Source organism: Octadecabacter sp. R77987 (assembly GCF_042466115.1).
GTDB lineage: Bacteria > Pseudomonadota > Alphaproteobacteria > Rhodobacterales > Rhodobacteraceae > SW4.
In genome coordinates this window covers 472,015-498,008 of record NZ_JAXHBQ010000001.1, presented here as the reverse complement: position 1 = coordinate 498,008, position 25,994 = coordinate 472,015, and the positions used below count along the sequence as shown (strand labels likewise).

29 protein-coding genes and 1 tRNA gene are annotated in these 25,994 nt (G+C 61.3%); 22 read left to right on the top strand and 8 right to left on the bottom strand.

Annotated elements, in window-relative coordinates; genetic code table 11:
• The first annotated feature begins 96 nt into the window (after positions 1 to 96).
• A complete protein-coding gene (locus SJY21_RS02510) occupies positions 97 to 810 on the top strand; it encodes an RlmE family RNA methyltransferase (protein WP_377513118.1) in 714 nt (237 codons plus the stop codon).
• A 61-nt stretch (positions 811 to 871) separates the two neighbouring features.
• A complete protein-coding gene (locus SJY21_RS02505) occupies positions 872 to 1,597 on the top strand; it encodes a DUF805 domain-containing protein (protein WP_377505719.1) in 726 nt (241 codons plus the stop codon).
• On the opposite strand, the gene SJY21_RS02500 is transcribed toward SJY21_RS02505, so the two are convergent.
• Positions 1,594 to 2,358 carry a DeoR/GlpR family DNA-binding transcription regulator gene (locus tag SJY21_RS02500; RefSeq protein ID WP_377505716.1) on the bottom strand — a complete coding sequence of 255 codons (765 nt, stop codon included), beginning with the start codon at positions 2,356 to 2,358 and terminating at the stop codon, positions 1,594 to 1,596. The genes SJY21_RS02505 and SJY21_RS02500 overlap by 4 nt on opposite strands.
• Positions 2,359 to 2,509: 151 nt before the next feature.
• On the opposite strand from SJY21_RS02500, the gene glpD reads away from it, so the two are divergent.
• Positions 2,510 to 4,072: a glycerol-3-phosphate dehydrogenase gene (glpD, locus tag SJY21_RS02495; protein ID WP_377505713.1), complete on the top strand. Its 1,563-nt coding sequence runs from the start codon at positions 2,510 to 2,512 to the stop codon at positions 4,070 to 4,072.
• Entirely contained in the window at positions 4,069 to 5,556 is a 1,488-nt protein-coding gene (glpK, locus tag SJY21_RS02490; RefSeq protein ID WP_377505710.1) for a glycerol kinase GlpK, read from the top strand. Before glpD ends, glpK begins: the two co-directional genes overlap by 4 nt.
• Here the strand turns inward: glpK and SJY21_RS02485 are convergent.
• The 3 genes from SJY21_RS02485 to SJY21_RS02475 form a co-directional block, all read right to left on the bottom strand.
• Positions 5,553 to 5,750: a hypothetical protein gene (locus SJY21_RS02485; RefSeq protein WP_377505707.1), complete on the bottom strand. Its 198-nt coding sequence runs from the start codon at positions 5,748 to 5,750 to the stop codon at positions 5,553 to 5,555. The two genes, glpK and SJY21_RS02485, sit on opposite strands and share 4 nt — an antisense overlap.
• A 114-nt stretch (positions 5,751 to 5,864) precedes the next feature.
• Positions 5,865 to 6,215 carry a DUF5368 domain-containing protein gene (locus SJY21_RS02480; protein ID WP_377505704.1) on the bottom strand — a complete coding sequence of 117 codons (351 nt, stop codon included), beginning with the start codon at positions 6,213 to 6,215 and terminating at the stop codon, positions 5,865 to 5,867.
• A gap of 12 nt (positions 6,216 to 6,227) precedes the next feature.
• Positions 6,228 to 7,541 carry an NAD(P)/FAD-dependent oxidoreductase gene (locus SJY21_RS02475; protein WP_377505701.1) on the bottom strand — a complete coding sequence of 438 codons (1,314 nt, stop codon included), beginning with the start codon at positions 7,539 to 7,541 and terminating at the stop codon, positions 6,228 to 6,230.
• A gap of 284 nt (positions 7,542 to 7,825) precedes the next feature.
• Here SJY21_RS02475 and SJY21_RS02470 point away from each other — a divergent pair, with 284 nt between their 5' ends.
• Positions 7,826 to 9,454, top strand: a complete 1,629-nt coding sequence (locus SJY21_RS02470; RefSeq protein ID WP_377505699.1) for a beta strand repeat-containing protein — start codon at positions 7,826 to 7,828, stop codon at positions 9,452 to 9,454.
• A gap of 69 nt (positions 9,455 to 9,523) precedes the next feature.
• Here SJY21_RS02470 and SJY21_RS02465 read toward each other — a convergent pair.
• Positions 9,524 to 9,614: transfer RNA gene (locus SJY21_RS02465), tRNA-Ser, on the bottom strand.
• Positions 9,615 to 9,771: 157 nt separating this feature from the next.
• On the opposite strand from SJY21_RS02465, the gene SJY21_RS02460 reads away from it, so the two are divergent.
• Positions 9,772 to 10,596: a hypothetical protein gene (locus tag SJY21_RS02460; protein ID WP_377505697.1), complete on the top strand. Its 825-nt coding sequence runs from the start codon at positions 9,772 to 9,774 to the stop codon at positions 10,594 to 10,596.
• Between the two features lie 302 nt (positions 10,597 to 10,898).
• On the opposite strand, the gene SJY21_RS02455 is transcribed toward SJY21_RS02460, so the two are convergent.
• Positions 10,899 to 11,249: a hypothetical protein gene (locus SJY21_RS02455; RefSeq protein ID WP_377505694.1), complete on the bottom strand. Its 351-nt coding sequence runs from the start codon at positions 11,247 to 11,249 to the stop codon at positions 10,899 to 10,901.
• A gap of 183 nt (positions 11,250 to 11,432) precedes the next feature.
• On the opposite strand from SJY21_RS02455, the gene SJY21_RS02450 reads away from it, so the two are divergent.
• From SJY21_RS02450 to SJY21_RS02410, 9 genes are all read left to right on the top strand, one after another.
• On the top strand, positions 11,433 to 12,155 hold the full coding sequence (locus SJY21_RS02450) for a 50S ribosomal protein L21 (protein ID WP_377505691.1): 723 nt from the start codon (positions 11,433 to 11,435) through the stop codon (positions 12,153 to 12,155).
• Positions 12,156 to 12,167: 12 nt separating this feature from the next.
• Entirely contained in the window at positions 12,168 to 12,437 is a 270-nt protein-coding gene (gene rpmA, locus SJY21_RS02445; protein ID WP_148055458.1) for a 50S ribosomal protein L27, read from the top strand.
• A gap of 74 nt (positions 12,438 to 12,511) precedes the next feature.
• Positions 12,512 to 13,120 carry a LysE family translocator gene (locus SJY21_RS02440; protein ID WP_377505688.1) on the top strand — a complete coding sequence of 203 codons (609 nt, stop codon included), beginning with the start codon at positions 12,512 to 12,514 and terminating at the stop codon, positions 13,118 to 13,120.
• Positions 13,117 to 13,659 (top strand): GNAT family N-acetyltransferase, encoded by a 543-nt coding sequence (locus SJY21_RS02435; RefSeq protein ID WP_377505685.1) that lies wholly within the window; start codon positions 13,117 to 13,119, stop codon positions 13,657 to 13,659. Before SJY21_RS02440 ends, SJY21_RS02435 begins: the two co-directional genes overlap by 4 nt.
• Positions 13,656 to 14,147: a GNAT family N-acetyltransferase gene (locus tag SJY21_RS02430; RefSeq protein ID WP_377505682.1), complete on the top strand. Its 492-nt coding sequence runs from the start codon at positions 13,656 to 13,658 to the stop codon at positions 14,145 to 14,147. The genes SJY21_RS02435 and SJY21_RS02430 overlap by 4 nt, the downstream gene beginning before the upstream one ends.
• Positions 14,144 to 14,686, top strand: coding sequence for a GNAT family N-acetyltransferase (locus SJY21_RS02425; RefSeq protein WP_377505679.1), 543 nt, complete (start codon positions 14,144 to 14,146; stop codon positions 14,684 to 14,686). Before SJY21_RS02430 ends, SJY21_RS02425 begins: the two co-directional genes overlap by 4 nt.
• A gap of 3 nt (positions 14,687 to 14,689) precedes the next feature.
• Positions 14,690 to 15,736 (top strand): GTPase ObgE, encoded by a 1,047-nt coding sequence (obgE, locus tag SJY21_RS02420; protein ID WP_377505676.1) that lies wholly within the window; start codon positions 14,690 to 14,692, stop codon positions 15,734 to 15,736.
• Positions 15,724 to 16,830, top strand: a complete 1,107-nt coding sequence (gene proB, locus SJY21_RS02415) for a glutamate 5-kinase (RefSeq protein ID WP_377505674.1) — start codon at positions 15,724 to 15,726, stop codon at positions 16,828 to 16,830. Before obgE ends, proB begins: the two co-directional genes overlap by 13 nt.
• Complete coding sequence (locus SJY21_RS02410) at positions 16,831 to 18,072, top strand: glutamate-5-semialdehyde dehydrogenase (RefSeq protein WP_377505671.1); 1,242 nt, start codon at positions 16,831 to 16,833, stop codon at positions 18,070 to 18,072.
• Here SJY21_RS02410 and SJY21_RS02405 read toward each other — a convergent pair.
• Positions 18,069 to 18,665 carry a histidine phosphotransferase family protein gene (locus tag SJY21_RS02405; RefSeq protein ID WP_377505668.1) on the bottom strand — a complete coding sequence of 199 codons (597 nt, stop codon included), beginning with the start codon at positions 18,663 to 18,665 and terminating at the stop codon, positions 18,069 to 18,071. The two genes, SJY21_RS02410 and SJY21_RS02405, sit on opposite strands and share 4 nt — an antisense overlap.
• Before the next feature lie 21 nt (positions 18,666 to 18,686).
• Here SJY21_RS02405 and SJY21_RS02400 point away from each other — a divergent pair, with 21 nt between their 5' ends.
• The 3 genes from SJY21_RS02400 (at position 18,687) to SJY21_RS02390 (ending at position 20,592) form a co-directional block, all read left to right on the top strand.
• Positions 18,687 to 18,884, top strand: coding sequence for a DUF3553 domain-containing protein (locus tag SJY21_RS02400; RefSeq protein WP_377505665.1), 198 nt, complete (start codon positions 18,687 to 18,689; stop codon positions 18,882 to 18,884).
• Positions 18,885 to 18,994: 110 nt separating this feature from the next.
• Positions 18,995 to 19,765 carry a GNAT family N-acetyltransferase gene (locus SJY21_RS02395; protein ID WP_377505662.1) on the top strand — a complete coding sequence of 257 codons (771 nt, stop codon included), beginning with the start codon at positions 18,995 to 18,997 and terminating at the stop codon, positions 19,763 to 19,765.
• Positions 19,762 to 20,592: a lysophospholipid acyltransferase family protein gene (locus SJY21_RS02390; RefSeq protein ID WP_377505659.1), complete on the top strand. Its 831-nt coding sequence runs from the start codon at positions 19,762 to 19,764 to the stop codon at positions 20,590 to 20,592. Before SJY21_RS02395 ends, SJY21_RS02390 begins: the two co-directional genes overlap by 4 nt.
• Here the strand turns inward: SJY21_RS02390 and SJY21_RS02385 are convergent.
• Positions 20,573 to 21,199: a thiamine phosphate synthase gene (locus tag SJY21_RS02385; RefSeq protein WP_377505656.1), complete on the bottom strand. Its 627-nt coding sequence runs from the start codon at positions 21,197 to 21,199 to the stop codon at positions 20,573 to 20,575. The two genes, SJY21_RS02390 and SJY21_RS02385, sit on opposite strands and share 20 nt — an antisense overlap.
• A gap of 115 nt (positions 21,200 to 21,314) precedes the next feature.
• On the opposite strand from SJY21_RS02385, the gene SJY21_RS02380 reads away from it, so the two are divergent.
• From SJY21_RS02380 to SJY21_RS02365, 4 genes are all read left to right on the top strand, one after another.
• Positions 21,315 to 22,061 (top strand): RNA methyltransferase, encoded by a 747-nt coding sequence (locus SJY21_RS02380; protein ID WP_377505653.1) that lies wholly within the window; start codon positions 21,315 to 21,317, stop codon positions 22,059 to 22,061.
• 116 nt (positions 22,062 to 22,177) lie between these two features.
• Positions 22,178 to 23,317: a heme A synthase gene (ctaA, locus tag SJY21_RS02375; protein WP_377505650.1), complete on the top strand. Its 1,140-nt coding sequence runs from the start codon at positions 22,178 to 22,180 to the stop codon at positions 23,315 to 23,317.
• Positions 23,318 to 23,319: 2 nt separating this feature from the next.
• Positions 23,320 to 24,789: a carboxypeptidase M32 gene (locus tag SJY21_RS02370; RefSeq protein WP_377505646.1), complete on the top strand. Its 1,470-nt coding sequence runs from the start codon at positions 23,320 to 23,322 to the stop codon at positions 24,787 to 24,789.
• Positions 24,786 to 25,976 (top strand): MFS transporter, encoded by a 1,191-nt coding sequence (locus tag SJY21_RS02365; RefSeq protein ID WP_377505643.1) that lies wholly within the window; start codon positions 24,786 to 24,788, stop codon positions 25,974 to 25,976. Before SJY21_RS02370 ends, SJY21_RS02365 begins: the two co-directional genes overlap by 4 nt.
• Positions 25,977 to 25,994: the final 18 nt, after the last annotated feature.

Sequence of the window (25,994 nt, the reverse complement as noted above, 5' to 3'; positions counted from 1 at the left end):
GCCTTGCGCCCGCCTTGTGCACACAAATAACGCGGCCAAGCCTTTTGCGCGCGCGCCACTTGGCCTATGTGTGTCAAAACAATGCACGAGAGCGAGATGGCCAAGAAGCCGACCAAAAACACCAGCGGCCGTGGCCAGCGCGACCTGACCGTCAAGGTCAAGACCGCGCGCGGCCGCAAGCTGAGTTCAACGCTGTGGTTGCAGCGCCAGTTGAACGACCCCTATGTGAAACGCGCGCAGGCGGACGGGTATCGCGGGCGCGCAGCCTACAAGATACTGGAACTGGACGACAAATTCCGTTTTCTGGTGCCCGGCGCGCGGGTTGTCGACCTAGGCGCGGCGCCCGGTGGCTGGTGTCAGGTCGCCGTGCCGCGTGTCAATGCGCTGGGTGAGAAATCAGGCAAAGCGGTTGGCACGATCCTTGGGGTCGACCTGCAAGAAATGGAGCCGATCGCCGGATGCGACTTGCACCAGCTTGATTTCATGGAAGATGACGCCGACATCAAGGTCAAGGACTGGCTGGGCGGGCAGGCGGATGTTGTCATGTCGGACATGGCCGCCAGCGCATCGGGCCACAAACAGACCGATCACAACCGGATCATGGCCCTGTGCGAAGCGGCGGCGCATTTCGCCTTTGACGTGCTGAGCGAAGGCGGCACATTCGTCGCCAAGGTGCTGGCAGGCGGGGCCGAGGGTGATTTGCAAAAGCTGCTCAAGCAGAAATTCACCAAGGTCGTGCATGTGAAACCGCCGGCATCACGGTCCGACAGTTCGGAAAAATTCGTGATTGCCACGGGTTTTCGCGGCTAGGTGCCTTGTCGGACGGGCAAGGGGTTTCTATGGTCGGCGCAAGGCAATCAAGGGTGAATTCATGAGCAATCACAGCTGGTATTATGTGGTCGACGGCGCGCGGGTCGGTCCAGTTGAAGAAACCGAAATCACGCGGCTGGTGCAGGCCGGCACGATCACTGCGAATACCCTTGTGTGGCGCGAAGGACTGGATGGCTGGGTGCCTGCGTCTGATCATTTCAACATTGCGGCCGCCGGGTCGCCGCCGCCCATGCCGGACACTGCACCCCCGCAGGCCGCCATTCCCCACAGCCGCCCCGGCGTGCAACAGCCGCTTTACGAGGGCGCCCCCGCACGCGGGTTCGGCGAGGCGATCAATGTCTGTCTGAACAAATACGTCGATTTCAAAGGCCGGGCGAGCCGGTCCGAATATTGGTATTTCGTCCTGTTCACCTTTATTCTTGGGTTCGTCACTGGGCTGCTGGATGGGCTGCTTTTTCCTGGCAATGCTGTTTCGCCGCTCAATTCGCTGGTCTCGCTGGCGCTGTTCTTACCGGCGCTGGCCGTGGCCATGCGCCGCCTGCACGACACCAACCGCAGTGGCTGGTGGATCGGCGGATATTACCTTGGCATTCTGATATATGCGGTGATTGTCGGGGTTGTCATTGGAACCTCGACTTATGATGATCCCAGCGGTGGTATTCTTGCCTTCATCGGAATCGGCGCGATTGCCATCCTCGGCTTTACCATCACCTTGCTGGTGTTTTTCTGCCTGCGCGGCGATCCGGGGCCAAATCACTATGGCTAGGCCAGTGTGATACGGGTGCCCCAATCGGCGCAGGCATTGACCAGCCGTTCTGACGGGGCGGCATCCGTCACAAGGATGTCGGCCTGCATCAGCGAGCCGATGCGCACGGGCGCCTTGCGGGTGAATTTCGATGCATCCGCAACCACGATGGATTGCCGCGCCTGGGCCAGAATGGCGCGGCTGACATGCACCTCCTGGGCGTCGAAATCCAGCAGATCGCCTTCGGCGTCGATCGCAGAAGCACCGATCACGGCGTAATCGACCTTGAAGCGCTCAATGGCCATGGTCGCCAGATCCCCGACCAAACCGCCATCGGCGCGGCGCAACTGCCCCCCCGCGACGATCACATCGCAGCGTAGGTTTTGTGCCAGAATGTTGGCCACGTTCAGGTTATTGGTGACGACCATCAGGTCGCTATGATTGCGCAGGGCATGGGCCACGGATTTGGTGGTTGTGCCGATATTGAGAAACAGCGAGGCGCGATGCGGGATCAGGCGGGCCGTGGCGGCAGCGATGCGCGCCTTGGCCTCGCGGTGCAACGCGCGCCGGTCGCCATAGCCGATATTGCCAACGCCCGAGGCAGGCACAGCGCCGCCATGAATGCGTTCAAGCGCGCCGCTTTCGACAAGGGTGCGCAGATCGCGGCGGATCGTTTGCACCGTCACGCCCAGTTGGGCGGCAAGGGCTGTGGCGCTTACTTTGCCGCTCGCGCGGGTTTGCGCAAGAATTGCGGCGTGGCGGGACATGTTCGTTTCATCCATAAAGCGAACATGCCATACTGTGGTATTCGCTACAACACTGCCTTTATCGTGGTTCGTTTGGTTTTCGGTTTTGGAAACACGAACCTTACCCGTCACACGCCCTTGCGTCCCGCGCACCCGATGCCCATCACCGTTGCAGGAGGCGCGCAATATGACAACGCAGGCTGATTTTGATCTTGTCGTCATTGGTGGCGGCATTAACGGTGTCGGCATCGCCCGTGACGCGGCGGGGCGGGGCCTGCGCGTCGGGCTGGCGGAAATGAACGATTTGGCCAGCGCCACTTCAAGCGCGTCGACCAAGTTGTTTCATGGTGGTCTGCGCTATCTGGAGTTCTTTGAATTCGGGCTGGTGCGCAAGGCGCTGATCGAACGCGAGGTGCTGCTGCGCGCCATGCCCCATATCAGCTGGCCGATGCGGTTTGTGCTGCCGTTTCACAAGGACATGCGCTTTGAGGGGGACACGCCCACATCAAAGCTGTTGTCACTGGTCATGCCATGGATGAAGGGGCGCAGGCCCGCATGGCTGATCCGGCTGGGGCTGTTTCTATATGACAATCTGGGCGGGCGCGAGATATTGCCGGGCACTCGCACGCTTGATCTGGCCGTTGATCCGGCGGGCGTGCCGATCAAGGAAAAATTCCGCCGCGCCTGGGAGTATTCCGATTGCTGGATCGAGGATTCGCGCCTTGTGATATTGAATGCGCGTGATGCCGAGGATCGCGGCGCAACCATCATGACCCGCACCAAAGTGACCAGCGCAACCCGTGTTGACGGGCTGTGGCAGATCACCTTGGAGGGCGGAAAAACCCTGACGGCACGCGCGCTGGTCAATGCCGCCGGCCCATGGGTCGAGGATGTGGTGCGCGGCGTTGCGCGGCTGAACACATCCGAAGGCGTGCGCCTTGTGCGGGGCAGCCATATCGTCACGAAACGCCTGTTTGACCACGACAAAAGCTACTTCTTTCAGGGCGAGGATGGCCGGATCATTTTTGCCATTCCCTATGAAACCGACTTTACCCTGATCGGCACAACTGACAAGGAACACAGTGACTTGGGTGTCGTTCCTCATGCAACGGATGAAGAACAGGATTATCTTTGTGCCTTTGCATCCCAGTATTTTGAACGCGCGGTTACGCGGGCTGATGTGGTCTGGACCTATTCGGGCGTGCGCCCGCTTTATGATGACGGGGCGAAATCGGCCACGGCGGCCACGCGCGATTATGTGCTGTCGCTTGATGACAATGGCGCGCCCCTGCTGAACGTATTCGGCGGCAAGATCACGACCTATCGCAAGTTAGCGGAAAACGCGTTGAAGAAACTGACGCCGCTGATCGGCGGGACGGGCGTGTGGACAGCGGGCGTGCCGCTGCCCGGTGGCGATTTCAAGGTGGCGGACAAGCCTGCGCTGATCACCCGCTTGCAGGGTGATTACCCTTTCCTGACGCTACCTTGGGCGAAACGCCTGATCCGCGCCTATGGCACCGATGCTTGGGCCGTGCTGGGCGCGGCGAAATCCATGGCCGATCTGGGCGCTGATTTTGGTGCGACACTTACCGCGACCGAAGCGCGCTGGCTGATCACCCGTGAATATGCCCGCACCGCCGAGGATGTGATCTGGCGCCGCAGCAAACTGGGCCTTAGGCTGGACGAAAAACAGGTCGCGAAACTGGAAAGATTCATCACGGCCACGCTGAAAAAGGAGGGCAAGCAATGACCCATATTCTGGCAATTGATCAAGGCACGACATCCAGCCGCGCGATCATCTTTGATGCGGATATGGCCATTGTCGCGACCGCCCAAGAGGAATTCACCCAACATTTTCCCCAAAGCGGCTGGGTCGAACATGATGTCAGTGAAATCTGGTCAACTGTGGCTGCGACCTGTCGCGGGGCCATCGAAAAGGCAGGTCTGCGCACGGGTGATATCGCCGCGATTGGCATCACCAACCAGCGCGAAACCACCCTTGTCTGGGATCGCAAGACGGGCGCACCCGTGCACAACGCCATCGTCTGGCAAGACAGGCGCACGGCTGATTTTTGCGACACGCTCAAGGCAGAAGGGTTCGAGGCCGAAATCACCAAGCGCACGGGTCTGCTGGCCGATCCGTACTTTTCCGGCACCAAGGTGCATTATATCCTGAACACCGTTACGGGCGCGCAGGCGCGTGCGGACAGGGGTGAATTGCTGTTCGGCACAGTCGATAGTTACCTCATCTGGAAGCTGACGGGCGGCAAGGTCCACGCCACGGATGCGACCAATGCGGCGCGCACGATGCTTTACAATATCCGCGAGGGGCGCTGGGACGACACGATCTGCAAGCGTCTGAATATTCCGCAATCCATGCTCCCCGAGGTGCGCGATTGCGCGGCGGATTTCGGCGAAACCCGCGCCGATCTGTTTGGCGCGCCAATCCCGATCACAGGTGTTGCGGGCGATCAGCAGGCCGCGACCATCGGGCAGGCGTGTTTCAGTGCGGGCATGTTGAAATCCACCTATGGCACGGGCTGTTTTGCGCTGCTCAACACCGGCGACACGCTGGTGGAAAGCCGGAACCGGATGCTGGGCACGATTGCCTATCAGTTTGACGGGAAACCGACCTATGCGCTGGAAGGGTCGATCTTTATCGCAGGGGCCGTGGTGCAATGGCTGCGTGACGGGCTGCGGGTGATCCGTGCGGCGGGCGAAACCCAAGCGCTGGCCGAAAAGGCCGATCCGTCACAGGAATTGTATCTGGTGCCGGCCTTTACAGGTCTGGGTGCGCCCCATTGGGACGCAAATGCGCGCGGCGCGATTTACGGGCTGACGCGCAATTCGGGGCCTGCGGAATTTGCCCGTGCGGCGTTGGAAAGTGTCGGGTTCCAGACCCGCGATTTGCTGGAAGCCATGCATGCCGACTGGCCCGATGCGGGCGATGCAGGTGTGCTGCGTGTCGATGGCGGGATGAGTGCGTCGGACTGGTCCATGCAGTTTCTGTCCGACATCATCGGCGCGCCGGTGGATCGCCCCGAAGTGCTGGAAACGACGGCCTTGGGGGCCGCGTGGCTGGCGGGCATGCGCGCGGGTGTTTACCCCGATCAGGCGGGCTTTGCGCAATCATGGGCGCTGCAACGGCGGTTTGAACCGCAGATGGACAGTGCCACGCGCGAAAGACGCTACGCCGGCTGGAAGGATGCGGTTGGCCGCACCCTGACGCGCTAGATCGCCAGTGTGCAAACCTCGCGCCCGTGGGGCAAGGTTGTCAGCACGGTGCCTGCAGCCGTCTTGCGCAGGTCATAGCCATAGCCCTTGAGGCGGTGCTGCCATTCGCGGTCGGACACGCAGGATCTGCGCTCGGCCATCACAAAATCGCGCACCTGTGCGATGATCATCGGGTTGTTTGCTGTAAAGTGCATTGTTCAGTCTCCGTTACCAATTACGCTTCCTGACGGGGACTGTGCACAGACTTCATGTTCGCAATTCAGCGTGATTGGGGCAGACAAAGGGTCATTTCGGACGCGAATGTGGCGCTATTCTTCGGGGCCGCGCAGCAGGGACTGGCCGGTATAGACAAGGATCGCCATACCAACCGCCCCGCCCGCCGCAACCAGCAGCAAGACGATCACATCAATCGGCCCGCCCATGTCCGACAGGCGCGAATGGGTCATCGCCAGCACCAACCAGACCGCCAGCACCGCGCCCACGGGCATCGATAATTGCGCCCACAGGAACTTGTGCCAGCTGACGGCACGGTCACGCACCAGAACAAACAGGTAGGCACCTGTCACCAGCACGGCGGCGACAACCATCGCCCAGAACAATCCACGGCCAAAGATTTCCTCGAAGACCGCGATCAGGGTGGAAAATGTCATGTCTTTCATTGATCTGCTCCTTTACGCGCGGCCGCGCAGCATGGCGTTATAGGTGGCTTTCAGGGCGACTTCCTTCATCAGCCAGGAAATCCACAGTTCTTCAAGCGGGGCAATCAGGCCGGGGAAGGACGGGGTCAGGTCGTTGTTGTAGTCAAACTCGACTAGCATCGCGCGCCCCACCTTGGTGATCATCGGGCAGGACGTATAGCCGTTGTAGGTTTGCGTCGGGTCGGTGCCTGCGATGGCGCTGACGATCCCGTCCTCGACCACGGGCACCTGCCATTTCACGGATGCGGCAGTTTTGCCCTTGGGCACACCTGCCACATCACCTAGCGCCCAGATGTCGTCATAGCGCAGGTGACGCAGGCTGTATTGGTCACATTCAACCCAGCCTTGATCGGCCCATTTGTCGGCCCAAGACAAGCCCGACTGGCGGATAACGTCGGGCGCGCGTTGGGGCGGGATCACGTGGATATAGTCGTAATCCATGTCCACATCGAACCCGTCCTTGTCGGCGAATGTCGCGCGTTTTGCGCCCGCGTCGATGGATTTCAGGGTGTGCTGCATCTGCGTGTCAATCCCGCGATCACCAAACAGCATCCGCACCTTTTCCGCCACGATCGGCACGCCAAACAGCGATCCTTGCGGCGCGGCATAGATGAATTCCGCCTTGCCACGGTTGCCTGCGCGGCGCGTGATGTCATCAATCAGGAAGGTGTGTTTCAGCGGCGCACCGGCGCATTTCATTTCCGTTTCGGGGCGGGTGAACAGCCCGATGCCGCCTTCCTCGGTAAATTTGGCCGCGGCCTCCCATGTGCGGGCGGCGTAGTCGGGTCCGGCGTAAAGCGCGCCGATCCCGTTCTGCCCGACCATTTCAAGCGAAAAGCCGTCAATCGCGTCATGGTCAAGGATCAAGCCAGGCGCGACGACCAGATAGTCGTAAGTAAGGGAGGTGCCGCTGTCGGTGGTGACGGTTTTGGCGTCAGGGTCAATCGCGGCGGCCTTTTCGGCCACCAGCGTGACGCCGGATGGCAGCCAGTCGGTTGTTTGCGAGACCACATAGTTGGCCGGTTTCAATCCGGTGGCGACCAGTGACAGGCCCGGTTGATACAGGTGCTGGGGGCGGGGATCGAGCAGGGTAATATCGGCACCCTCAAGCCGTTTCACCAGCCGGTTTGCCAATGATGTGCCGCCCGCACCCGCACCGATGATCACGATCCGTGCATTGGTCGCGATCGGCGCGGCCTGCGTTGGCGACACGGACCCAAGCGCAAGACCACCAGCGGCCAGCCCCATGAACGCGCGGCGATCCAGTTTCAACGGTGATTTGGACATGGTGATCCCCCTTATGCCAGTCGTGCGATTATAACATAAGTAAATGAGGATATATTGATGTGGATCAAAGCTGCGCGGCGATTGGCCGGTGTTTCGCCGTGCCAAACCCGGCCGATAAACAGGCTGGTCAGGAAAACCTGACCCGCTTGTCATGGGATTAACATTGCTTAACGCAAGGTAAACGCCATACTCGCCTCCATCCTAAAGACGCAGGTTTCCTGCACATTCCAAGCGGCAACCCATTTGCTGCATCATAATTCTTTTTTGAAAACAGGGGTAACACAATGATTTTTGGATCACTTCTTGGCGACACACTGACCACATCCGCGGGCGGCGACATCATTTTTTCCTATACGGGCGATGACGATATCAGCAGCACGCATCTGAACACGAACCTGTTCGCCGGTGAAGGCGACGACATTCTGGATTCATCCGGTCTTTTTGTCTTTGCGGGCGGCACGGGCGACTTGCAACACAGTTTCGGCCAGTTCGGGGGCGAAGGCGATGATGACCACTTTGTCGACGTCAAAGTCGATACGGTCGAAGGCAATACCGTCAACGGCATTTTTTACGGCGATGGCGGCGATGACACGATGGATATTACCATTGCCGGCACGGCCACGGGCGGGGCCCCGGCAACTGTCGCTGTCCAGGCCGTTGTGGATGGCGGAAATGGTGATGACAATATGACCATCAGTGCCGGTTCCGGTGCCACCAGCACCGGCACGATCGACGTCGCCGTCACAGGCGGACGCGGCAGTGACACGATCTATGCAACGGCTTCGGATAGCGATTACACCGGCGACAGCACGAACGTCCTCGTCATTGATGGCGGGGCGGGCAATGACCAGATGACAGGCGCGGTCGGCCTGTTGGCGGGCAATAGCGCCGCTGCGAGCGATGTTAGCGGGGTCGTGCAGATGTTTGGCGGTTTTGGTCTTGATACGCTGACCACGTCGATCAATTCCAACACGCCTTTTGGCGCGAATGCGGATGTGACAGGTTCTGTCTTTGCTGACGGTGGCGGTGCCAATGACCAACTGACCAACAATATGACGGCAAGCGGCACCGCAGGTTCGATTTCCTATGATGCCAACCTGAATGGCGGCTTGGGCCTGGATACAATCAATTCCAACGTCAGCGCCAATGCGATCGGCGATGCCAATGGTTCGACCTTCATTGACGGTGGTGGTGGTGCGGATGACATCGACAGTATTCTGTCGGTCCTTGGCAGCACCGGCACGGCCACGGCCTTTCAGGAAATTCAGGGTGGGATTGGCGCGGATGATATCTATGGCCTCGTGCAGATCACCAACACCGGCGCGGGCAATACGGGCACCAACTCGATTGATGGCGGCAATGGCCATGACGTGATTGTCGGCGAGATTTTGGGACAGGGCGAGAACCACCTTTATGGCGGGATTGGCAACGACTCCATTACGTCGATCAGCGGGGCCGCGTTCGACGGTTCCGAGATCCACGAACTGCACGGCGGGAACGGAAATGATACGCTGACGGGCGGCGACGGGATTGACGATCTGTTTGGCGATTCCGGCAACGACACGCTGATCGCATCGCAATCCTTGCTGGGCATTGGGCACACAAATGCCGTGATGTATGGCGGGACAGGGGCCGATACCTTTGTGTTTGATCTGTCGGTGAACCAAAGCGTCAGCGATATTGGCGACTGGTCGGACACGCAGGATATCCTGCAATTCGTCGGGCTGGCCGATGGCGGCGCACCTGGCCTGGTCGATGATATCGACGCACTGGCCACGTTCGCCGACAACGGCAGCGACGTCACCGTCACTTTCGCGAGCGGAACCCTGATCAAGTTCGTGGGAATGGGCACCGGATCAATCAACAGCATCGGTGATCTGGTCACCGACCCCTTCGCGCAGCTGATCGCCTGATACACCCTGATAAACAGGCCAAAGCCCGTGCATCTCTGCGCGGGCTTTTTGGTTTGGGGCACGGATAATTGGCGGAGAGACAGGGATTCGAACCCTGGGAACCCTTTAGAGGCTCAACGGTTTTCGAAACCGTCCCGTTCGACCACTCCGGCACCTCTCCGCGCTGGGGTCAACGGGGGCGGACTTACTGCGCCGCCCCACGACGCGCAAGCAAAAAGGCGTGATCGGGCCCTAACTTCTGACATTTGCGTGCGGCCCCTTGGAAAGCCCGCCCGCGCACCATATCACTAGAGGCAACCCCAACCGGAAGGTTCGCCATGTTCACCCGCCTGATCACCGCCGCCGCCCTGACTGCATTCGCTTTCCCCGTAATCGCCCAGGACCAGACGCCCGAGGCGCAGTTGTTCGATGCCATCGGCATGGGCGATATTCTGGAAATCATGCGCGAGGAAGGCATCGCCTACGGTTTGCAGATTGATCAGGACATGCTGGGTGGATCGGGGGGCAGCGACTGGCGCGCAAGTGTCGAAACGATCTATGACGCCGAGCGGATGAAGGCCGCTGTGGGGGCGGAACTGACCAGCGCGCTTTACGGCATGGATGTCGCGCCGATGCTGGAATTCTTCACCTCTGATCTGGGGCAGGACATCATCAGCCTTGAGATCAGCGCGCGCCGCGCTTTTCTTGATGACGTGGTCGAGGATGCCAGCAAGGATGCCGCCGCCATTGCAAGCGCGCAGGAGACGCCGCGCTTTTTGCAAGTTGAACGATTTGCCGAGGCCAATGACCTGATCGAATCCAATGTGGTTGGCGGGATGAATTCCAACTTTGCCTTTTACATGGGGCTGATGGAGGGCGGCGCGCTGAACGGTGATATCAGCGAGGAACAGATCCTGACGGATGTATGGTCGCAAGAGGCCGAGATACGCCAGAACACGATGGAATGGGTCTATGCGTTCTCGCTTCTGGCCTATCAGCCGCTAAGTGACGATGATCTGGACGCCTATATTGCCTTTAGCGAAAGCCCGGCGGGGCAGGACTTGAACCGCGCGCTGTTTGCCGCCTTTGACGGGGTGTTCGAGGATATCAGCTTTGCGCTTGGGCGGGCCTCGGCGCGCTACATGGTGTCGCAAGAGCTGTAGGGCGGGAATTTTTTTATTCGCCTTGCCATATCACGCAACGCGGAGAGAGTGAACTTGAGCGTGTTTACGTAATAGCAAACAACGATCGCATCCGGCGCGCATGCGCCAAGCCCGACCTCCCCTCTGGGAGGGCTTTCAGTGAACGGCCGTTGCAGGTGATGCGAAAGACGTGACTCGAAGCATCTGCCGCGCTGATGTGCGAGGCCCTCCCGAGGTCGGGCTTGGCGTATCCGCGCCTGTGTCCCCAATGGGCGCCCGAAACTGCCGCGATCCATCACGTCACCAAACAATCGCACGCCGTGTCAGGTGCTTACGACCATGATCGCGACGATCAGCGCGTCGATGTTGGTTTCATAAAGCGCCAGATCGGATTGCAGTTGCAGCGTATGGGCTGGCCGGATCGAACGGGGCACGCGCGCGATATCAAAGGCCTGTTCCAATGTGGCGCCACCTCCGGCGCGGATATCGGCAATCAAGGCAGGGTGGTTGGTTTTGACAAATACCTCGACCCGCCCGCGCCGTTCATTGTAAACGCCGTTTTCAATCGCGGTGCCGATCCCCTGACCGGGCCACATCAGCGGATTGCCAAGGTGGTTTGCCTCGTCCGAGCAGGCGGCCATTGCAAGCATGCAAAGAAGGGCGGATTTACGCATATTGGTGCGCCTCTATGGGTTGACTTGTGGCAAGGATACGCAGATAAGCCGCCATCCGCACAAGTGACTTGTGTGGGCATAGCGAAAAACCGCCCGCTGGGCGCGCAGTCCACAGGTGGCCATTCCGGCCAAAAATGCCCCGCTGGGGGAACCTTAGTGACGCGGAAGATGAAGGAAAGACATATGTTTGCGGTTCTCAAAACCGGCGGCAAGCAGTATAAAGTTGCCTCGGGCGACGTTCTGCGTGTCGAAAAAATCGCCGCTGCGGCTGGCGAAAAGGTTCAATTCAACGACATTCTGATGGTTGGCACGACAGTTGGCGCGCCTTTGGTCAAGGACGCAGGCGTTCAGGCCGAGGTGATCGACCAGATCAAGGGCGAAAAGACGATCAACTTCGTCAAGCGCCGCCGCAAGCACGGCAGCCAGCGCACCAAGGGCCACCGTCAGCAACTGACGATCGTGCGCGTGACCGACATCCTTGAAAAAGGGGCCGACAAGTCGGGCGTCAAGGCGGCGATCGGTGGGGCCGGCTTTGAAGCCGTGATCGCCAAGTCGAACAAGAAATCCGTCAAGCCTGCCAAAGCCGAAAAGGCCGCAGCGCCCAAGCCCGCCGCCAAAAAGGCAGCCCCCAAGGCCGAGGCCAAAAAGGCAGAAGCCAAAGCCGAAACCAAAAAGGCCGCCCCAAAGAAGGCCGCTGAGAAATCCGCAGGTGCTGACGATCTGACACAGATCAGCGGTGTGGGTCCGGTTATCGTCAAAAAGCTGCATGCCGAAGGCGTGACAACCTTTGCCCAGATCGCAGCATGGACGCCCGAACAGGTTGCTGATATGGACGAGAAGCTGAACTTCAAAGGTCGCATCGACCGCGACGAGTGGTTGAAACAAGCCGCTGACCTCGCGAAATAAGGAGAGACACCAATGGCACATAAAAAAGCAGGCGGTTCATCCCGTAACGGTCGCGACTCCGCAGGGCGTCGCCTTGGCGTGAAAAAATACGGCGGCGAAGCTGTCATTCCCGGCAACATCATCGTGCGTCAGCGCGGCACGGTCAAATGGCCGGGCGAAGGTGTTGGCATGGGCCGTGACCACACGATCTTTGCAACCGTCGAAGGCAACGTGACCTTCCACAAAGGCCTCAAAGGTCGCACCTTTGTATCGGTTCTCCCCGTGGCGGAGGCCGCCGAGTAACCGAACCTCGCAAGCTGAAAAATTTCAGGGGGATCGGTGCAAACCGGTCCCCCTATCCTGTTGAGGAGGGCGTGTTGCCCGTTGCGATTGCCAATTTCACGCTGTTTGCCGCCAGTCAGGTGGCAACGCCCGGTCCGGCCAATATGGTCTTGCTGGCCACCGGCGCGCGTTTTGGTCTGCGCCGTGCCTTGCCGTTTGTGGCGGGGGTGGCCTTGGGCAAGCAGCTGATCATCTGGCCCATCGGCTTCGGGCTGATGACCCTGCAAGACACGGTGCCACTGTTGTTCACGGCGCTGAAATGGATCAGTGTTGCCTATATCCTATATCTGGCGTGGCGCGTGGCGGGCATGCGGCTGGGTGTTGGCAATGCATCTGACGCGCCGCCCGGTTTTGCCGCCGGACTGGCTGTGCATCCCCTGAACCCCAAGGCCTGGGCGATGATCGCCACAGGGTTCACCACATATGTCAGCGCCGGCACCCCGACCTTGCAAGCGACCGCGACCATCGCCATCTGTCTGTTATCGCTGCAATTCATCCTGCATCCGCTTTGGACCTTCGCAGGCGAGCGGATCGCGGCAAGCCTCGCCGGAACGGCGTCCGAACGTTACCTGATGTGGTCATTGGCCGCGCTCACAGTGTTATCAGTGCTCTTTGCGCTTTTCGGAGGAGGGAAAGCTGCATGATTATCGACAAGATTCCACCCCAACCGACCATCACGTCGGACCGCTTTGATCTGCGCCCCGTGCGGCGCAGCGACGCGGGTCTGATCGAACTCTACTGCGCCGATGAACGGGTCGCACGGATGACGCGCATTATTCCCCACCCGCTTCCCCCTGGCGCGACAGATGCCTTTGTGAAAATGGCGATGACGCCAGACACTGACGAGCAGGTCTGGGTGATTGACGGCAGCCAGCGCGACCATGCCGAGGTGATGGGCCTGATCACCCTCGAGGCCATGGACCGCCAGCAATCAGAGATCGGCTATTGGGTCGCGCCAGCCTTCTGGAATACCGGCATTGCGTCTGAAGCTGTGCGCACGCTCATCGCCGCCAACCCGCAAAACGCCCGCCAGATCTATGCCGAGGTGTTTCAGGACAACCCCGGATCGGCCCGCGTGCTGACGAACTGCGGTTTTGACTATCTGGGTGACGCCGAAGCCTTTAGTGTCGCGCGCGAGGCCACCGTGCCCACATGGACCTATGTGCTGAAAATGGACAGATGAAAGCGCCCACCCTGATCACTCCGCGTCTGACCCTGCGTGCCCTGCGCAAATCAGACGCGCCCGAGATTGCGCGCAAGATCGCGCCTTGGGGGGTGATCAAATGGCTGTCCGCGCCGCCGCATCCCTACAGGCTCGCCGATGCCAAGTGGTTCATCGACAATCAGGGGGATGGTGTGAACTGGGCGATTACCACCAACGATGCCTTTCTGGGGGTGATCGGGATGCCCGCTTTGGGTTTTTGGCTGGCGCAGGCCCATCAGGGCCGCGGATACATGAGCGAAGCCGCGCGCGCCGTGTTGAAATGGCATTTCGCGCGCAGCGACGACACGGTGATATCCGGCCACATGATCGGCAATCACGCCTCGCGTGCGGTGCTGCTGAAACTGGGGTTCACCGACACCCATGTCGCCGTGGAATTTGCCGAACCCCTGGGCGAAAATGTGCAGATGCAGCGCATGGCGCTGGCGGCGGATCAGTGGCGCGCATGATGAAAACGGCCCGTTTGACCCTGCGCCGGTTGTCGGGCAATGACGCGGATGCGTTGCACGCAATCATGTCCGACTGGCAGGTCGTGCGTCAGTTGGGCGGGTGGCCGTGGCCGCCGGACCCCGCGTTCACCCGTATGCGCTGTGACGATAACGCGACCAAACAGCGCGACATTTATGGTGTCCACCTGAATGGCGCACTGATCGGGACGGTGGGCACCCACAAGGCCGACCTGGGATATTGTTTTGCGCAGGGCCATTGGGGGCAGGGCTATGCGCGCGAAGCCAGCATTGCCGCGCTGGACAAGGCATTCACCGATGCCGATTGCAGCGTGATCACGGCCTCGGCCTGGGGCGACAACGATGCCTCGGTCCAGGTGTTGCAAAAGTTGGGATTTGTCGAAGGCACCCCCGAAACACAGCACGCCCTGGCGCGGGATGCGGCGACCCTGTGCCGGAAATTCACCCTGTCGCGCGCTGCGTGGCTTGAGGGCCGGGGCGCAATAGCGTATCGCCTGCAACGACCCAACCCGAAAGCCTGACCGATGAAATTCCTCGACCTGTGCAAAGTCTATATCCGGTCCGGCGGCGGCGGTGGCGGCTGCGTGTCATTCCGGCGCGAGAAGTTCATCGAATACGGTGGCCCCGATGGCGGTGATGGCGGGCGCGGTGGCGATGTGATCGCCGAGGCCGTTGAAGGCCTGAACACGCTGATTGATTTCCGCTACCAACAGCATTTCTTTGCCAAGAACGGCGTGCCCGGCATGGGCAGCCAGCGCACCGGTGCGGATGGTGACGATATCATCCTAAAGGTGCCGGTCGGCACGGAAATTCTGGATGAAGATCAGGAAACAGTGATTGCTGACCTCACCGAAGTGGGCCAACGGGTGGTGTTGGCCAAGGGCGGCAACGGCGGTTTTGGCAACCTGCATTTCAAATCCGCAACCAATCAGGCGCCGCGCCGCGCCAATCCCGGATTGCCGGGGATCGAGCGCACGATCTGGCTGCGCCTGAAACTGATTGCCGATGCGGGGCTTTTGGGCCTGCCCAATGCGGGCAAATCGACGTTTCTGGCCGCCACATCCAACGCGCGCCCCAAAATCGCCGATTATCCGTTCACGACCCTTGTGCCGAACCTTGGTGTGGTCGGGGTGGACGGCGTTGAATTTGTCGTCGCCGATATCCCCGGCCTGATCGAAGGGGCCAGCGAAGGGCGGGGTTTGGGTGATCTGTTCCTTGGCCATGTGGAACGCTGTGCGGTGCTGCTGCATCTGATTGACGGCACATCGGGCGATCCGGTGGGCGATTACACCACCATCATCACCGAGCTCGAGGCCTATGGCGGCGCGCTGGCCGACAAACCGCGCGTCACGGTGCTCAACAAGGTTGATGCGCTGGACGCCGAAGAACGCGCCTTTATCCGCGATGAAATCAAGGCGGCAACCGGTGTTGAATGCCTGCTGATGTCGGGCGTCAGCCGCGAGGGCACGACGGAGGTCTTGCGCGCCCTGCGGGACAAAATCGACAAGGACCGCCTGCGCGCCAAGATCGCGGCAGATGGTCCCAAAGAGGACGAAGAATGGCGTCCCTAGGCACTGCAAAACGGCTGGTCGTCAAGATCGGCTCGGCGCTGTTGGTGGACCGCGCGACAGGGGCGTTGCGCGTCGATTGGTTGCTGTCACTGGCGGCCGATGTGGCCGACCTGCGCAAGCGCGGCATTGATGTGGTGCTGGTGTCGTCGGGGTCCATCGCGCTGGGGCGCGGTGTTCTTGGCCTCCCTGCGAGCGACCTGCCGCTGGAACAATCGCAGGCGGCGGCGGCCGTTGGCCAGATCAGGCTGGCGCGCGCCTATGAAGATGCCCTTGCGCCCCATGGCATTGTCACCGCGCAAGTTCTTGTCACGCTTGAAGATTCCAGTGACCGGCGGCGCTATCTGAACAGCCGCGCAACAATGGAAACCCTGCTGTCACTTGGGGTGACGCCCATCGTCAACGAAAATGACACCATCGCAACCGACGAAATCCGTTATGGTGACAATGACCGTCTGGCGGCGCAGGTCGCGGTGACGGTCGGGGCTGACATGCTTGTGCTTTTGTCGGATGTGGACGGGTTTTACAACGGCAACCCCCAGGTCAATAGCGCCGCGCAACGCTATGATATCATTGAAAAGATAACGACGGAAATTGAGTTGCAAGCGGGTGATGCCGGGTCCGGTCTGTCCAAGGGCGGGATGAAAACGAAACTGATGGCGGCGCGGGTGGCAACGGATGCAGGCTGCGCCATGGCGATTACATTAGGATCGCCCCTGAACCCTTTGAAAGTGCTTGAAAATGGTGCGAACTCGACATGGTTCACAGCGCAAACCGACCCGCAGGCCGCACGCAAACGCTGGATCGGCGCAATGAAATCGCGCGGCACGGTGACGGTGGATGCCGGTGCAAGGGGGGCGCTGGCATCGGGCAAGAGCCTGCTGCCTGCCGGTGTCACGGCCGTCAGTGGAGATTTCGGGCGCGGCGATCCGGTTGAAATTCTTGGGGGCGATGGGGCGCATCTGGGCCTTGGCCTTGCGCGCTACACCGGCGACGAGGCGCGCCAGATCATGGGGCGGCGCACGGCTGACATTGAAACGCTACTGGGGTATGCGGGCCGCGCGGTGCTGATCCACCGCGATGATATGGTGACCTAAATGACTGATATTGCAGCACTTATGAAAGACATTGGCACCCGCGCCAAGGCGGCAGCGGCCGATCTGACCCATGCCAGTGCCGAACGCAAGCACGCCGCCCTGATCGGTGCGGCCGAACACGTCTGGGCCGACCGCGCGGTGATCATCGCCGCCAACGCCAAGGACATGGACTTTGCACGCGAAAAGGGCCTCAGCCCAGCGATGCTGGACCGCTTGATGTTGGACGAGGATCGCATTCGCGGGATCGTTGATGCCCTGCGCGCGGTGGCCGAACAGCCCGATCCCGTGGGTGAAACGCTGGCCGAGTGGGACATGGCGAGCGGGCTGCACATCAAGCGCGTGCGCACGCCGTTGGGCGTAATTGGTGTGATATATGAAAGCCGGCCCAACGTGACGGCGGATGCCGGTGCGCTGTGCCTGAAGGCTGGCAATGCGGTGATCCTGCGGGGCGGGTCGGAAAGCCTGCATTCCAGCGACACGATCCACGCCGCGATGGTCAAGGGGCTGGTTGATGCGGGCTTGCCTGCGGATGCGGTGCAGCTGGTGCCAACCCGTGACCGCGCCGCCGTCAGCGCCATGCTGACCATGACCGACACGATTGACGTGATCGTGCCGCGCGGTGGCAAGGGGTTGGTCGGGCTGGTGCAGCGCGAGGCGCGGGTGCCGGTCTTTGCCCATCTGGAAGGGATCGTGCATATCTACATCGACAAGAATGCCGATGCCGCCATGGCCCGCAAGGTCGTCATGAACGCCAAGACGCGGCGCACCGGGATTTGCGGCGCGGCCGAATGCCTGCTGGTGCATCGCGATGCCGCGGCATTGGGTCAGCAGATCGTTGATGATCTGATGGCGGCCGGGGTCGAAGTGCATGCGCAGGGGCTGAATGGGTCCGTTCAAGCAAGCGATGATGATTGGGGTATGGAATACCTTGACATGAAGATCGCCGCGAAAACCGTTGATAACATTGACGAAGCGATTGCGCATATCCGCACCTTCGGATCAAACCACACCGATTGCATCATCACCGAAGACGCGCAGGCGGTCGCGCAGTTTTTTGGGCGGCTCGACAGCGCGATCCTGATGCACAATGCCTCGACCCAGTTTGCGGACGGGGGTGAATTTGGCATGGGCGGCGAGATTGGCATCGCCACGGGCAAGATGCATGCGCGCGGGCCGGTGGGCGCGGCGCAGCTGACCAGCTTCAAATATCTGGTCAGCGGTGATGGCGCGGTGCGCCCCTAGAAACTTGCGGTGATCCGGCCTGTGTCATAGGTCAGCGACAGGCTGCGTTTCATGTCGTCCATCACTTCTGGGACCAGCGCGAATTGCACCAGCGCCGAGGACAGTGGAACGCGCGCCCGCGTGTTTGTCAGGCTGTCCCATAGATCGGTATCAATGTTCATCCGGTCGCTTTCACCGGTGATCAACCAGTCATCGCCCTGCAATTCAACTGTGATTTGCCCGCCAAAGGCCATGGCCGATTCGATGCACTGGATCAGCAGAAACGCCGCACGCACCGCGCGGCGCGGCAAATCACCCTGCGCGCGCCATTCATAGGCCAGACGCCCGCCACGGGACGCGGCCGAAAGTGTCGCAAGGATTTCCGCACGCGAAATCACCTGATCCGCGCTGGCGGCCCCGAACGCGATGCGAAAGAACCGCAGCCGCGCATTGGCGTTTTCCACGCTTTCGTTGATCAGTTGCAATTCCGGCCCTTCGGGGGCGCCGGACATGCCCAGCAGTTCAACACCGTTGCCAATCGCGCCCAAAGGGCTGACAAGGTCGTGACAGATGCGCGATGAAACCAGCGCGGAAATATCTGCGCGTGTCCTCATGCGGGCACCGGAAAGGACGAGATGGAGGGGATCAATGCGATACTGGAACCGGGGATGCTTGTGCGCCATCCCGCCCAGCCCGATTGGGGTGTCGGGCAGGTGCAATCCAACATCGGCACCCGCATAACCGTCAATTTTCGCGAAGTGGGCAAAGTTGTTATTGATGGCACGCGTGTAAGCCTGTCCATAGTGTCCCCCAAGGATGACGATTCAACTTAAGGTAGCAAGGATGCCACCCCTGTCAATCAAGTTGCATTCAAACTGGCGCGTGATGGTTGCCAAAGCGTTAACGCGCTCCTAGAAATTCCCTTCCCAATGGCAAAAATGCGATGACCAAGCCCCATATGCCTGTTTTCCAAACGCGTCTGGCCCGTGATGATGCCGATCTGATGGCGGCGTTGCGTCTGCGCTATGATGTGTTTGTGCGCGAATTGGGCGGGGATGGTCCGTTGGTCGATCATGATGCGCAGCTCGAGCGGGACCGGTTCGATCCGTTTTATGACCACCTTGTGCTGGTCGATGAAACGCGCCCGCAGGGTGATCACGTCGTCGGTGTTTACCGGTTGATGCAAGCGGGCGGCGCGGCGCGGGCGGGCCAGTTTTACTGCGAGGATGAATATGACCTGACGCCGTTGCGCACCGCAAATCGCAGGCTGCTTGAACTGGGCCGGTCCTGTCTGCATCGCGACTATCGCGGCGGCACGGCGATGTTTGAACTCTGGAGCGCGTTGGCCCGCTATGTCGCGGCCCATGACATCGACATCCTGTTCGGTGTCGCCAGTTTTCACGGCACCGACATCGCGGCGCTGGCGCAAGCCCTGTCACTGCTGCATCACCGCCACCTTGCACCGGCTGCGCTGCGGGTGCGCGCGCGCGCCTTCCAGCCGATGGACCTGATACCCGCCGATGCCATCGACCGCCCGCAAGCCCTGCGCGACACGCCCGCGTTGATCAAGGCCTACTTGCGCTTGGGCGGTTGCGTGGGCGAGGGGGCGTTCGTGGATCATGCCTTCAACACGACCGACGTTTGTCTGGTGATGGACACAGCCCAAATGAATGCACGCCAAACTGCGCTTTATGCCAAGGGCGCGCGCGGATGAGTGCGCCTTGGGACAGCGCCACCCATCCCCCCGAACTGACGCCGGGGCCGGGCGGCTGGTTGCGCGCGATTGCGCGCGGTCTGCCGCTGGCGGTGCTCGTGTTCGGCTGCCTGCTGATCCTGCTGCTTGTGCGGCTGATTGAGCGCCCGTTTTTCGGCCAGCGCCGCCCCGTGACGCCCTATATCACGCAATTCGTCTGTCGCAGCGCCTTTGCCCTGATGGGGATCACCTACCGCACCGAAGGCGCGGTCATGGATGGCCCCGGTGCCGTGGTTGCAAACCATTCGTCCTGGCTTGATATCTTTGCGTTGAATGCGCGCAAGCGGATCTACTTCGTCTCAAAGGCCGAGGTGGCCAAATGGCCCGGTATCGGCTGGCTGGCGCGTGCGACAGGCACGGTGTTCATCCAGCGTGATCGGCGCGAGGCGGCGGCGCAGGTCGCCATTTTTCAGGATCGTCTGGCGCTTGGGCACAAGCTGTTGTTTTTCCCCGAAGGAACATCAACGGACGGTCAGCGGGTCTTGGCGTTCAAACCGACCTTGTTTGCGGCCTTTTTCGCCGCGGGTTTGCGCGAAACCCTGATGATCCAGCCTGTCTCGGTTGTTTACCACGCGCCTGACGGGTGTGACGCGCGGTTTTACGGCTGGTGGGGGGATATGGATTTTGGCCCGCATCTTTTGGCCACACTGGCGGCGCGCCGTCAGGGCAGCGTCACGGTGATCTATCACGCACCCGTGCAGGTTGCAGATTTTGCCGATCGCAAGGCGCTGGCCCGTGCCTTGGAAACCTCTGTCCGCGACGGGGTTGTCAGGTCATTGCATCCCTGAACGCGCGCAGGGCGGCAGCGGGATCGTCACCGTGCCAGATTTCATCGCCAATGCCAAAGAAATCCGTGTGCGGGGCCAGCGCGCGGATCAGGTCCGTGTCCAACGCGCCTTCGGCGACAACGGGCACCTCGATCATCTGCGACCACCATTCGAACAGCTCAAGCCCGGCGCGGGTGCCGTCTCCCAGCGGCGTGTCCCCTACGGGGCCAAAGCTGACGTAATCGGCACCCAATTCGCCTGCGGTCATGCCGTCATGGCGCGAGGCGGCACAATAGGTGCCGACGATCGCGTCCTCGCCCAGATCCTTGCGGACCTGCCGCACAGAGCGGGCATGATCGGTCAGGTGCACACCGTCCAGCCCAAGCCGTTCCACCAGCATGATGTGGCTGTCGATCACCAGCGCGATGTCGCGGTCATGGGTCAGGGCGCGCAGGGCGTCTGCCGCCTTGGCGATCCGGTCTTCGTCGCGGCTGGCCAGTGACAGGCGCACGCAGGCCACATCAACCGAATCCAGACAGGCGGCCAGCCGGTCAGGAAAGGTGGACAGTTCGAACGCGGGGGGCGTGATCAGATAGATCTGCGGCAATTCGGGTGTTTCGTCGGTCATTCGCGTGATTCCGCTGCATTGATTTGTGCCGTTCTAACGGGCGCACACGGGTTTGGCTATCTTGCGTTGCAGGGGCGGGGCGCGTATCACGCGCCGACCCCAGCAAGGACACCCCATGCCGACCGATACGCCCCAACCCGCATTCGTGCTGATCCGCCCGCAAATGGGGGAAAACATCGGTGCTGCGGCCCGTGCCATGTGGAATTTCGGGCTGGACCGGATGCGCATTGTCGCCCCGCGCGACGGCTGGCCGAACCCGAATGCAACAGCCATGGCCAGCGGTGCGGGCAGGTTGCTGGACGCGGCGGTGATCTGCGCCGACACGCCCGCAGCACTGGCCGATTGCACCTATGTCTATGCCACCACGGCGCGGCCGCGCGGACTGACCAAACCTGTGTTGTCGCCAGAGGCGGCGATGCAGGAGGCCGCGGCCAAGATCGCCGCCGGTGGCAAGATCGCGGTGCTGTTCGGCCCCGAACGCGCGGGTATGGAAAACGAGGACATCGCGCGGGCCAACGCGATTATCTCGGTCCCCGTGAACCCCGATTTCCCCAGCCTGAATCTGGCGCAATGCGTGCTACTGACGGGCTATGAATGGCGCCGCGCCAGCGCGCAGGTCGTGGCATCGCGCGTTGACATGGCCCGTGATGGGGCCTGGGCCGAAAACGTCGAGATCGAAAAGCTGGCCGATCATTACGAGGACACGCTGGAAAAGGCGGGTTTCTTCTGGCCCGAGACCAAGGCCGATAGCATGAAGATGAACCTGCGCAATCTCTGGAGCCGGATGCCGCTGTCGCGCGCCGATGTGCAGATGCTGCACGGGGTGATGCGGCAGATGGTGCGCTGGAAGGACCGCGACTAGCGCCTTTGGCTGGTGTCGGGCCTCCGGCGGGAGGTATTTTTGAACAAAAGAAGCAGGGTGTTGCGCTTGCCTTGGTCAGGGGTGCGCAATAGCTTGCCCCAAAGACGGAGAGGCCGATGGCGCAGAAACCACGCAGCATTTTTGAAGAGGTCGCAAGCAGCGAGAAAGTCGCGCCTGTGGCCAAGGGCAGTATTGATCGCGGCGGGCAGGGTGCGCGCAGCGCGATCCGGCGCTGGCTGATGGTGCTGTTTGCGCTGGTTGTTGTGATGATCGCCGTGGGCGGGCTGACCCGTCTGACCGACAGTGGCTTGTCGATCACCGAATGGAAGCCCCTGTCAGGGTCGGTGCCCCCCTTGAGCGCGACCGATTGGGAGGCCGAATTTGCCGCCTACAAGCTGATCCCCGAATATACCGAACAGAACGCCGGAATGTCGCTGGCCGAATTCAAGGTGATCTATTGGTGGGAATGGGGCCATCGCCAGTTGGGCCGCTTTATCGGTCTGGTCTGGGCCATCGGGTTCGTTTGGTTCTGGGCGCGGGGGCAAATCCCGACCGGCTGGACAGGACGACTAGTCTTTGTCGGCGCGCTTGGCGGATTGCAGGGCGCTGTGGGCTGGTGGATGGTTTCCAGCGGGTTGCGCCCCGGCATGCTGGATGTTGCATCATACCGGCTGGCGATCCATCTGGGGCTCGCCTTTGTCATTCTAGGCTTCCTTGCATGGTATGCCATGTTGCTGGGCCGGCGCGAGGCCGATCTGATGCAGGCGCGCCGTGCGGGCGAGGCGCGTTTGTTTTCCATGTCCACCGGGCTGATGCATTTTGCATTCTTGCAAATCCTGCTGGGCGCGCTGGTTGCGGGCATTGATGCGGGGCGCAATTTCCCCACATGGCCCTTGATGGGGGACGGGTTTTTGCCGCCTGATCCTTTTGCCAACACCACTGTGCTGCGCGCCTTTTTCGAGGATGCGGGGCTGGTGCAGTTCATCCACCGGATGGCGGGCTATCTGTTGTTTGCCTTTGGCATCGTCGTCTGGCTGCGCGGGCGCAAATCGGCCAATGGCGCGTCCCGTTTCGCGTTCAATGCCGTGCTCGCGATGTTGTCCTTGCAGATGGTTCTTGGGATCGTCACGGTCCTTTATTCCGCGCCGGTTCATATCGCGATCGTGCACCAGATCGGGGCCGTGGCCCTGTGGGTGCTGATCATGCGTGGCCGTTATCTGGCGCGCTATCCGTTGCCACAATCCGTGAGGGGATAACCATGACCGCCTACAAAGACTTGATGGAATTCCAGCGCGAGACCGAAGCCTTGGGGCAGATTGCGGGCCGTCTTGGCTGGGATCAGGAAACCATGATGCCCCGCGCCGCTGCCGCGCAACGGGCCGAGGAAATGGCCGCGATCGAAAGCGTGCTGCATGCGCGGCGCACTGATCCGCGCGTGGGTGACTGGCTGGCCGCGGCCGAAACCAGCGGCGAGGTCGAGGTGGCCAATCTGCGCCACATCCGCCGCCAGTTCGAGCGCACCAGCAAGGTGCCCGCCCGTCTGGCCGCCGAAATCGCCCGCGTGACCAGTGCGGCCCAAGGCATCTGGGCCGAGGCCCGCGCTGCGGATGACTTTGCCGCCTTCGCCCCGACCCTGCGCGAGGTGCTGGCGCTCAAACGCGAGGAAGGCGCCGCGCTGGCCGCGGATGGCGATGTCTATGATGCGATGCTGGATGACTACGAACCGGGTGCCACGGCCGCCGAACTGTCCGCTATGTTCGATGCCCTGCGCCCGCGTCTGGTGGCGTTGCGCGCCGCCATTCTCGACCGGCCCGCGCCTGCGGGGGTAAGTGGCGAATTTGACGAAGGCGCGCAGATGAAACTGTCGCGCATGATCGCCAAGACCTTTGGTTACGACATGTCCAAGGGGCGCGTGGACAAGGCCGTGCATCCGTTTTCCAGCGGGTCGGGGACGGATGTGCGCATTACCACGCGCACCAATCCCCTCGACCCGTTCAATTGCATCTATTCGACCATTCACGAGGTCGGCCATGGCGCATACGAGCAAAACATCGACCCTGATTACCTGCTGACGCCTTTGGGGGCGGGGGTGTCGATGGGTGTGCATGAAAGCCAGTCGCGGATTTACGAAAACCAGTTGGGGCGCAGCCGCGCGTTCACAGGCTGGCTTTACGGGCAGATGCGCGATGCCTTTGGCGATTTCGGGATTGCCGATGAAGATGCGTTTTATGCCGTCGTGAACCGTGTCACCAACGGATATATCCGCACCGAAGCCGACGAGGTGCAGTATAATCTGCATGTGCTGCTGCGCTATGATCTTGAACGCGCGCTGGTTAGCCGTGACCTTGAGGTTGATGATCTTGAGGCGGCGTGGAACGACCGCTTTGCCGCCGATTTCGGCTTTGCCGTGGACAAGCCCAGCAACGGGGTCTTGCAGGATGTGCATTGGTCGGTCGGGCTGTTTGGCTATTTCCCGACCTACACGCTGGGCAACGTCTATGCGGGCTGTCTGCATGATGCGTTACGCGCGGCTGTGCCTGATCTGGATGATCAACTGGCCCAAGGGGATACGGCGCGCGCCACGGGCTGGCTGCGCCAGAACGTGCAGCGCCACGGCGGCCTGCATGAACCCCGCACGGTGATCGAGATGGCCAGCGGGGCCGCCCCCAGCGAGGGGCCATTGCTGTCCTATCTGGAAGGGAAATTCGGCGCGATCTACGGGCTGTGATCGCGCCTGACCGTCTGGCGCGCAGCGGGGCTGTTTGGGGTCTCGCCCTGGGGCAGACCCTTGGTTATGCCTGTCTTTACTATGTCTTTGGCGCGCTGATCATTGCGTGGCAGGCCGATCTGGGGTGGAGCAAATCCGCGCTGGCCCTTGGCCCGACCGTTGCCATTCTGATTGCTGCGGTGCTGGCCCCGGTGATGGGCCGATTGGTTGATCGCGGGGTTGGTGCATGGTTGTTGACAGGGGGCGCTGCCTTTGGCGCGCTGGCGCTTTTCACGCTGGGACGGATTGAAACGCAGGCACAGTATCTGGCCGCCTGGGCAATGATTGGCGTGGCGCAGGCGGCCTGCCTTTACGAGGTGTCATTCGCCTTTCTGGTGCGTCGGTTGGGGCCTTCTGCCCGTGCGGCAATCGTGCGCATCACCCTGATTGCCGGCTTTGCCGGCACGCTGGCCTTTCCGGCGGGGGCATTGCTGTCAGACGCCTTTGGCTGGCGCGGGGCAGTGACGGTGGCGGCCCTCGTGATGCTGTTTATCTTGATGCCCGTGCAGGGCTGGGCGGTGTTCCGGCTGCGCCGTGATGCACCTGTGCCAACGGTTGAAAGTGCTGCCGCTGACATGGCCGCCACGGCAACCGCCCTGCGCCGTCCGGCATTCTGGGCGCTGGGGGCTGCATTGGCGGCGATTGCGCTGGATCACTGGTTGCTGGTGCAATTCATGGTGCCCATTCTGGTGGAACAGGGGCACAGCCACGGGTTTGCGGTGGGGATTGCCGCGCTGATTGGTCCGGCGCAGGTGGCAGGGCGGCTGTTGTTGTTGACGATAGAAAAGTCGCTGTCCACAGGGCGCGCCATGCTGATTGCGCTGGCAGGGTTGTTCCTGGCCACCGGCCTGTTGATTTTCGCGGGCGTGGCCCCGTGGCTGGCGGTGGTCTTCGGGATCATGCACGGTGGCGCAATCGGGTCGATGACGATCCTGCGCCCTGTGGTCATTCAGGCGGTGTTGGGGCAGGCGGGGTATGGCGCGATTGCCGGGTTCATCCAGATCGGGCCGCTGCTGGCGGGGGCGGCTGCGCCGATCCTGGGCGCGGTCTTGCTGGCAGGTCCGGGGATCATGGGCGTGTTCGCGTTCAGCCTGTTCCTGTCGGGGGCTGCATTCCTTTTGGTGCGGGGTTTGCGGATTGTCGGGTAAGGTGGGTTGAAACCCACG

Excerpts from the sequence above, each read along its gene's own strand:
- SJY21_RS02510 (WP_377513118.1), top strand. The coding sequence starts at position 97 with ATGGCCAAGAAGCCGACCAAAAACACCAGCGGCCGTGGCCAGCGCGAC.
- SJY21_RS02505 (WP_377505719.1), top strand. The coding sequence starts at position 872 with ATGAGCAATCACAGCTGGTATTATGTGGTCGACGGCGCGCGGGTCGGT.
- SJY21_RS02500 (WP_377505716.1), bottom strand. The coding sequence starts at position 2,358 with ATGGATGAAACGAACATGTCCCGCCACGCCGCAATTCTTGCGCAAACC.
- glpD (WP_377505713.1), top strand. The coding sequence starts at position 2,510 with ATGACAACGCAGGCTGATTTTGATCTTGTCGTCATTGGTGGCGGCATT.
- glpK (WP_377505710.1), top strand. The coding sequence starts at position 4,069 with ATGACCCATATTCTGGCAATTGATCAAGGCACGACATCCAGCCGCGCG.
- SJY21_RS02485 (WP_377505707.1), bottom strand. The coding sequence starts at position 5,750 with ATGCACTTTACAGCAAACAACCCGATGATCATCGCACAGGTGCGCGAT.
- SJY21_RS02480 (WP_377505704.1), bottom strand. The coding sequence starts at position 6,215 with ATGAAAGACATGACATTTTCCACCCTGATCGCGGTCTTCGAGGAAATC.
- SJY21_RS02475 (WP_377505701.1), bottom strand. The coding sequence starts at position 7,541 with ATGTCCAAATCACCGTTGAAACTGGATCGCCGCGCGTTCATGGGGCTG.
- SJY21_RS02470 (WP_377505699.1), top strand. The coding sequence starts at position 7,826 with ATGATTTTTGGATCACTTCTTGGCGACACACTGACCACATCCGCGGGC.
- SJY21_RS02460 (WP_377505697.1), top strand. The coding sequence starts at position 9,772 with ATGTTCACCCGCCTGATCACCGCCGCCGCCCTGACTGCATTCGCTTTC.
- SJY21_RS02455 (WP_377505694.1), bottom strand. The coding sequence starts at position 11,249 with ATGCGTAAATCCGCCCTTCTTTGCATGCTTGCAATGGCCGCCTGCTCG.
- SJY21_RS02450 (WP_377505691.1), top strand. The coding sequence starts at position 11,433 with ATGTTTGCGGTTCTCAAAACCGGCGGCAAGCAGTATAAAGTTGCCTCG.
- rpmA (WP_148055458.1), top strand. The coding sequence starts at position 12,168 with ATGGCACATAAAAAAGCAGGCGGTTCATCCCGTAACGGTCGCGACTCC.
- SJY21_RS02435 (WP_377505685.1), top strand. The coding sequence starts at position 13,117 with ATGATTATCGACAAGATTCCACCCCAACCGACCATCACGTCGGACCGC.
- SJY21_RS02430 (WP_377505682.1), top strand. The coding sequence starts at position 13,656 with ATGAAAGCGCCCACCCTGATCACTCCGCGTCTGACCCTGCGTGCCCTG.
- SJY21_RS02425 (WP_377505679.1), top strand. The coding sequence starts at position 14,144 with ATGATGAAAACGGCCCGTTTGACCCTGCGCCGGTTGTCGGGCAATGAC.
- obgE (WP_377505676.1), top strand. The coding sequence starts at position 14,690 with ATGAAATTCCTCGACCTGTGCAAAGTCTATATCCGGTCCGGCGGCGGC.
- proB (WP_377505674.1), top strand. The coding sequence starts at position 15,724 with ATGGCGTCCCTAGGCACTGCAAAACGGCTGGTCGTCAAGATCGGCTCG.
- SJY21_RS02410 (WP_377505671.1), top strand. The coding sequence starts at position 16,831 with ATGACTGATATTGCAGCACTTATGAAAGACATTGGCACCCGCGCCAAG.
- SJY21_RS02405 (WP_377505668.1), bottom strand. The coding sequence starts at position 18,665 with ATGAGGACACGCGCAGATATTTCCGCGCTGGTTTCATCGCGCATCTGT.
- SJY21_RS02400 (WP_377505665.1), top strand. The coding sequence starts at position 18,687 with ATGGAGGGGATCAATGCGATACTGGAACCGGGGATGCTTGTGCGCCAT.
- SJY21_RS02395 (WP_377505662.1), top strand. The coding sequence starts at position 18,995 with ATGACCAAGCCCCATATGCCTGTTTTCCAAACGCGTCTGGCCCGTGAT.
- SJY21_RS02390 (WP_377505659.1), top strand. The coding sequence starts at position 19,762 with ATGAGTGCGCCTTGGGACAGCGCCACCCATCCCCCCGAACTGACGCCG.
- SJY21_RS02385 (WP_377505656.1), bottom strand. The coding sequence starts at position 21,199 with ATGACCGACGAAACACCCGAATTGCCGCAGATCTATCTGATCACGCCC.
- SJY21_RS02380 (WP_377505653.1), top strand. The coding sequence starts at position 21,315 with ATGCCGACCGATACGCCCCAACCCGCATTCGTGCTGATCCGCCCGCAA.
- ctaA (WP_377505650.1), top strand. The coding sequence starts at position 22,178 with ATGGCGCAGAAACCACGCAGCATTTTTGAAGAGGTCGCAAGCAGCGAG.
- SJY21_RS02370 (WP_377505646.1), top strand. The coding sequence starts at position 23,320 with ATGACCGCCTACAAAGACTTGATGGAATTCCAGCGCGAGACCGAAGCC.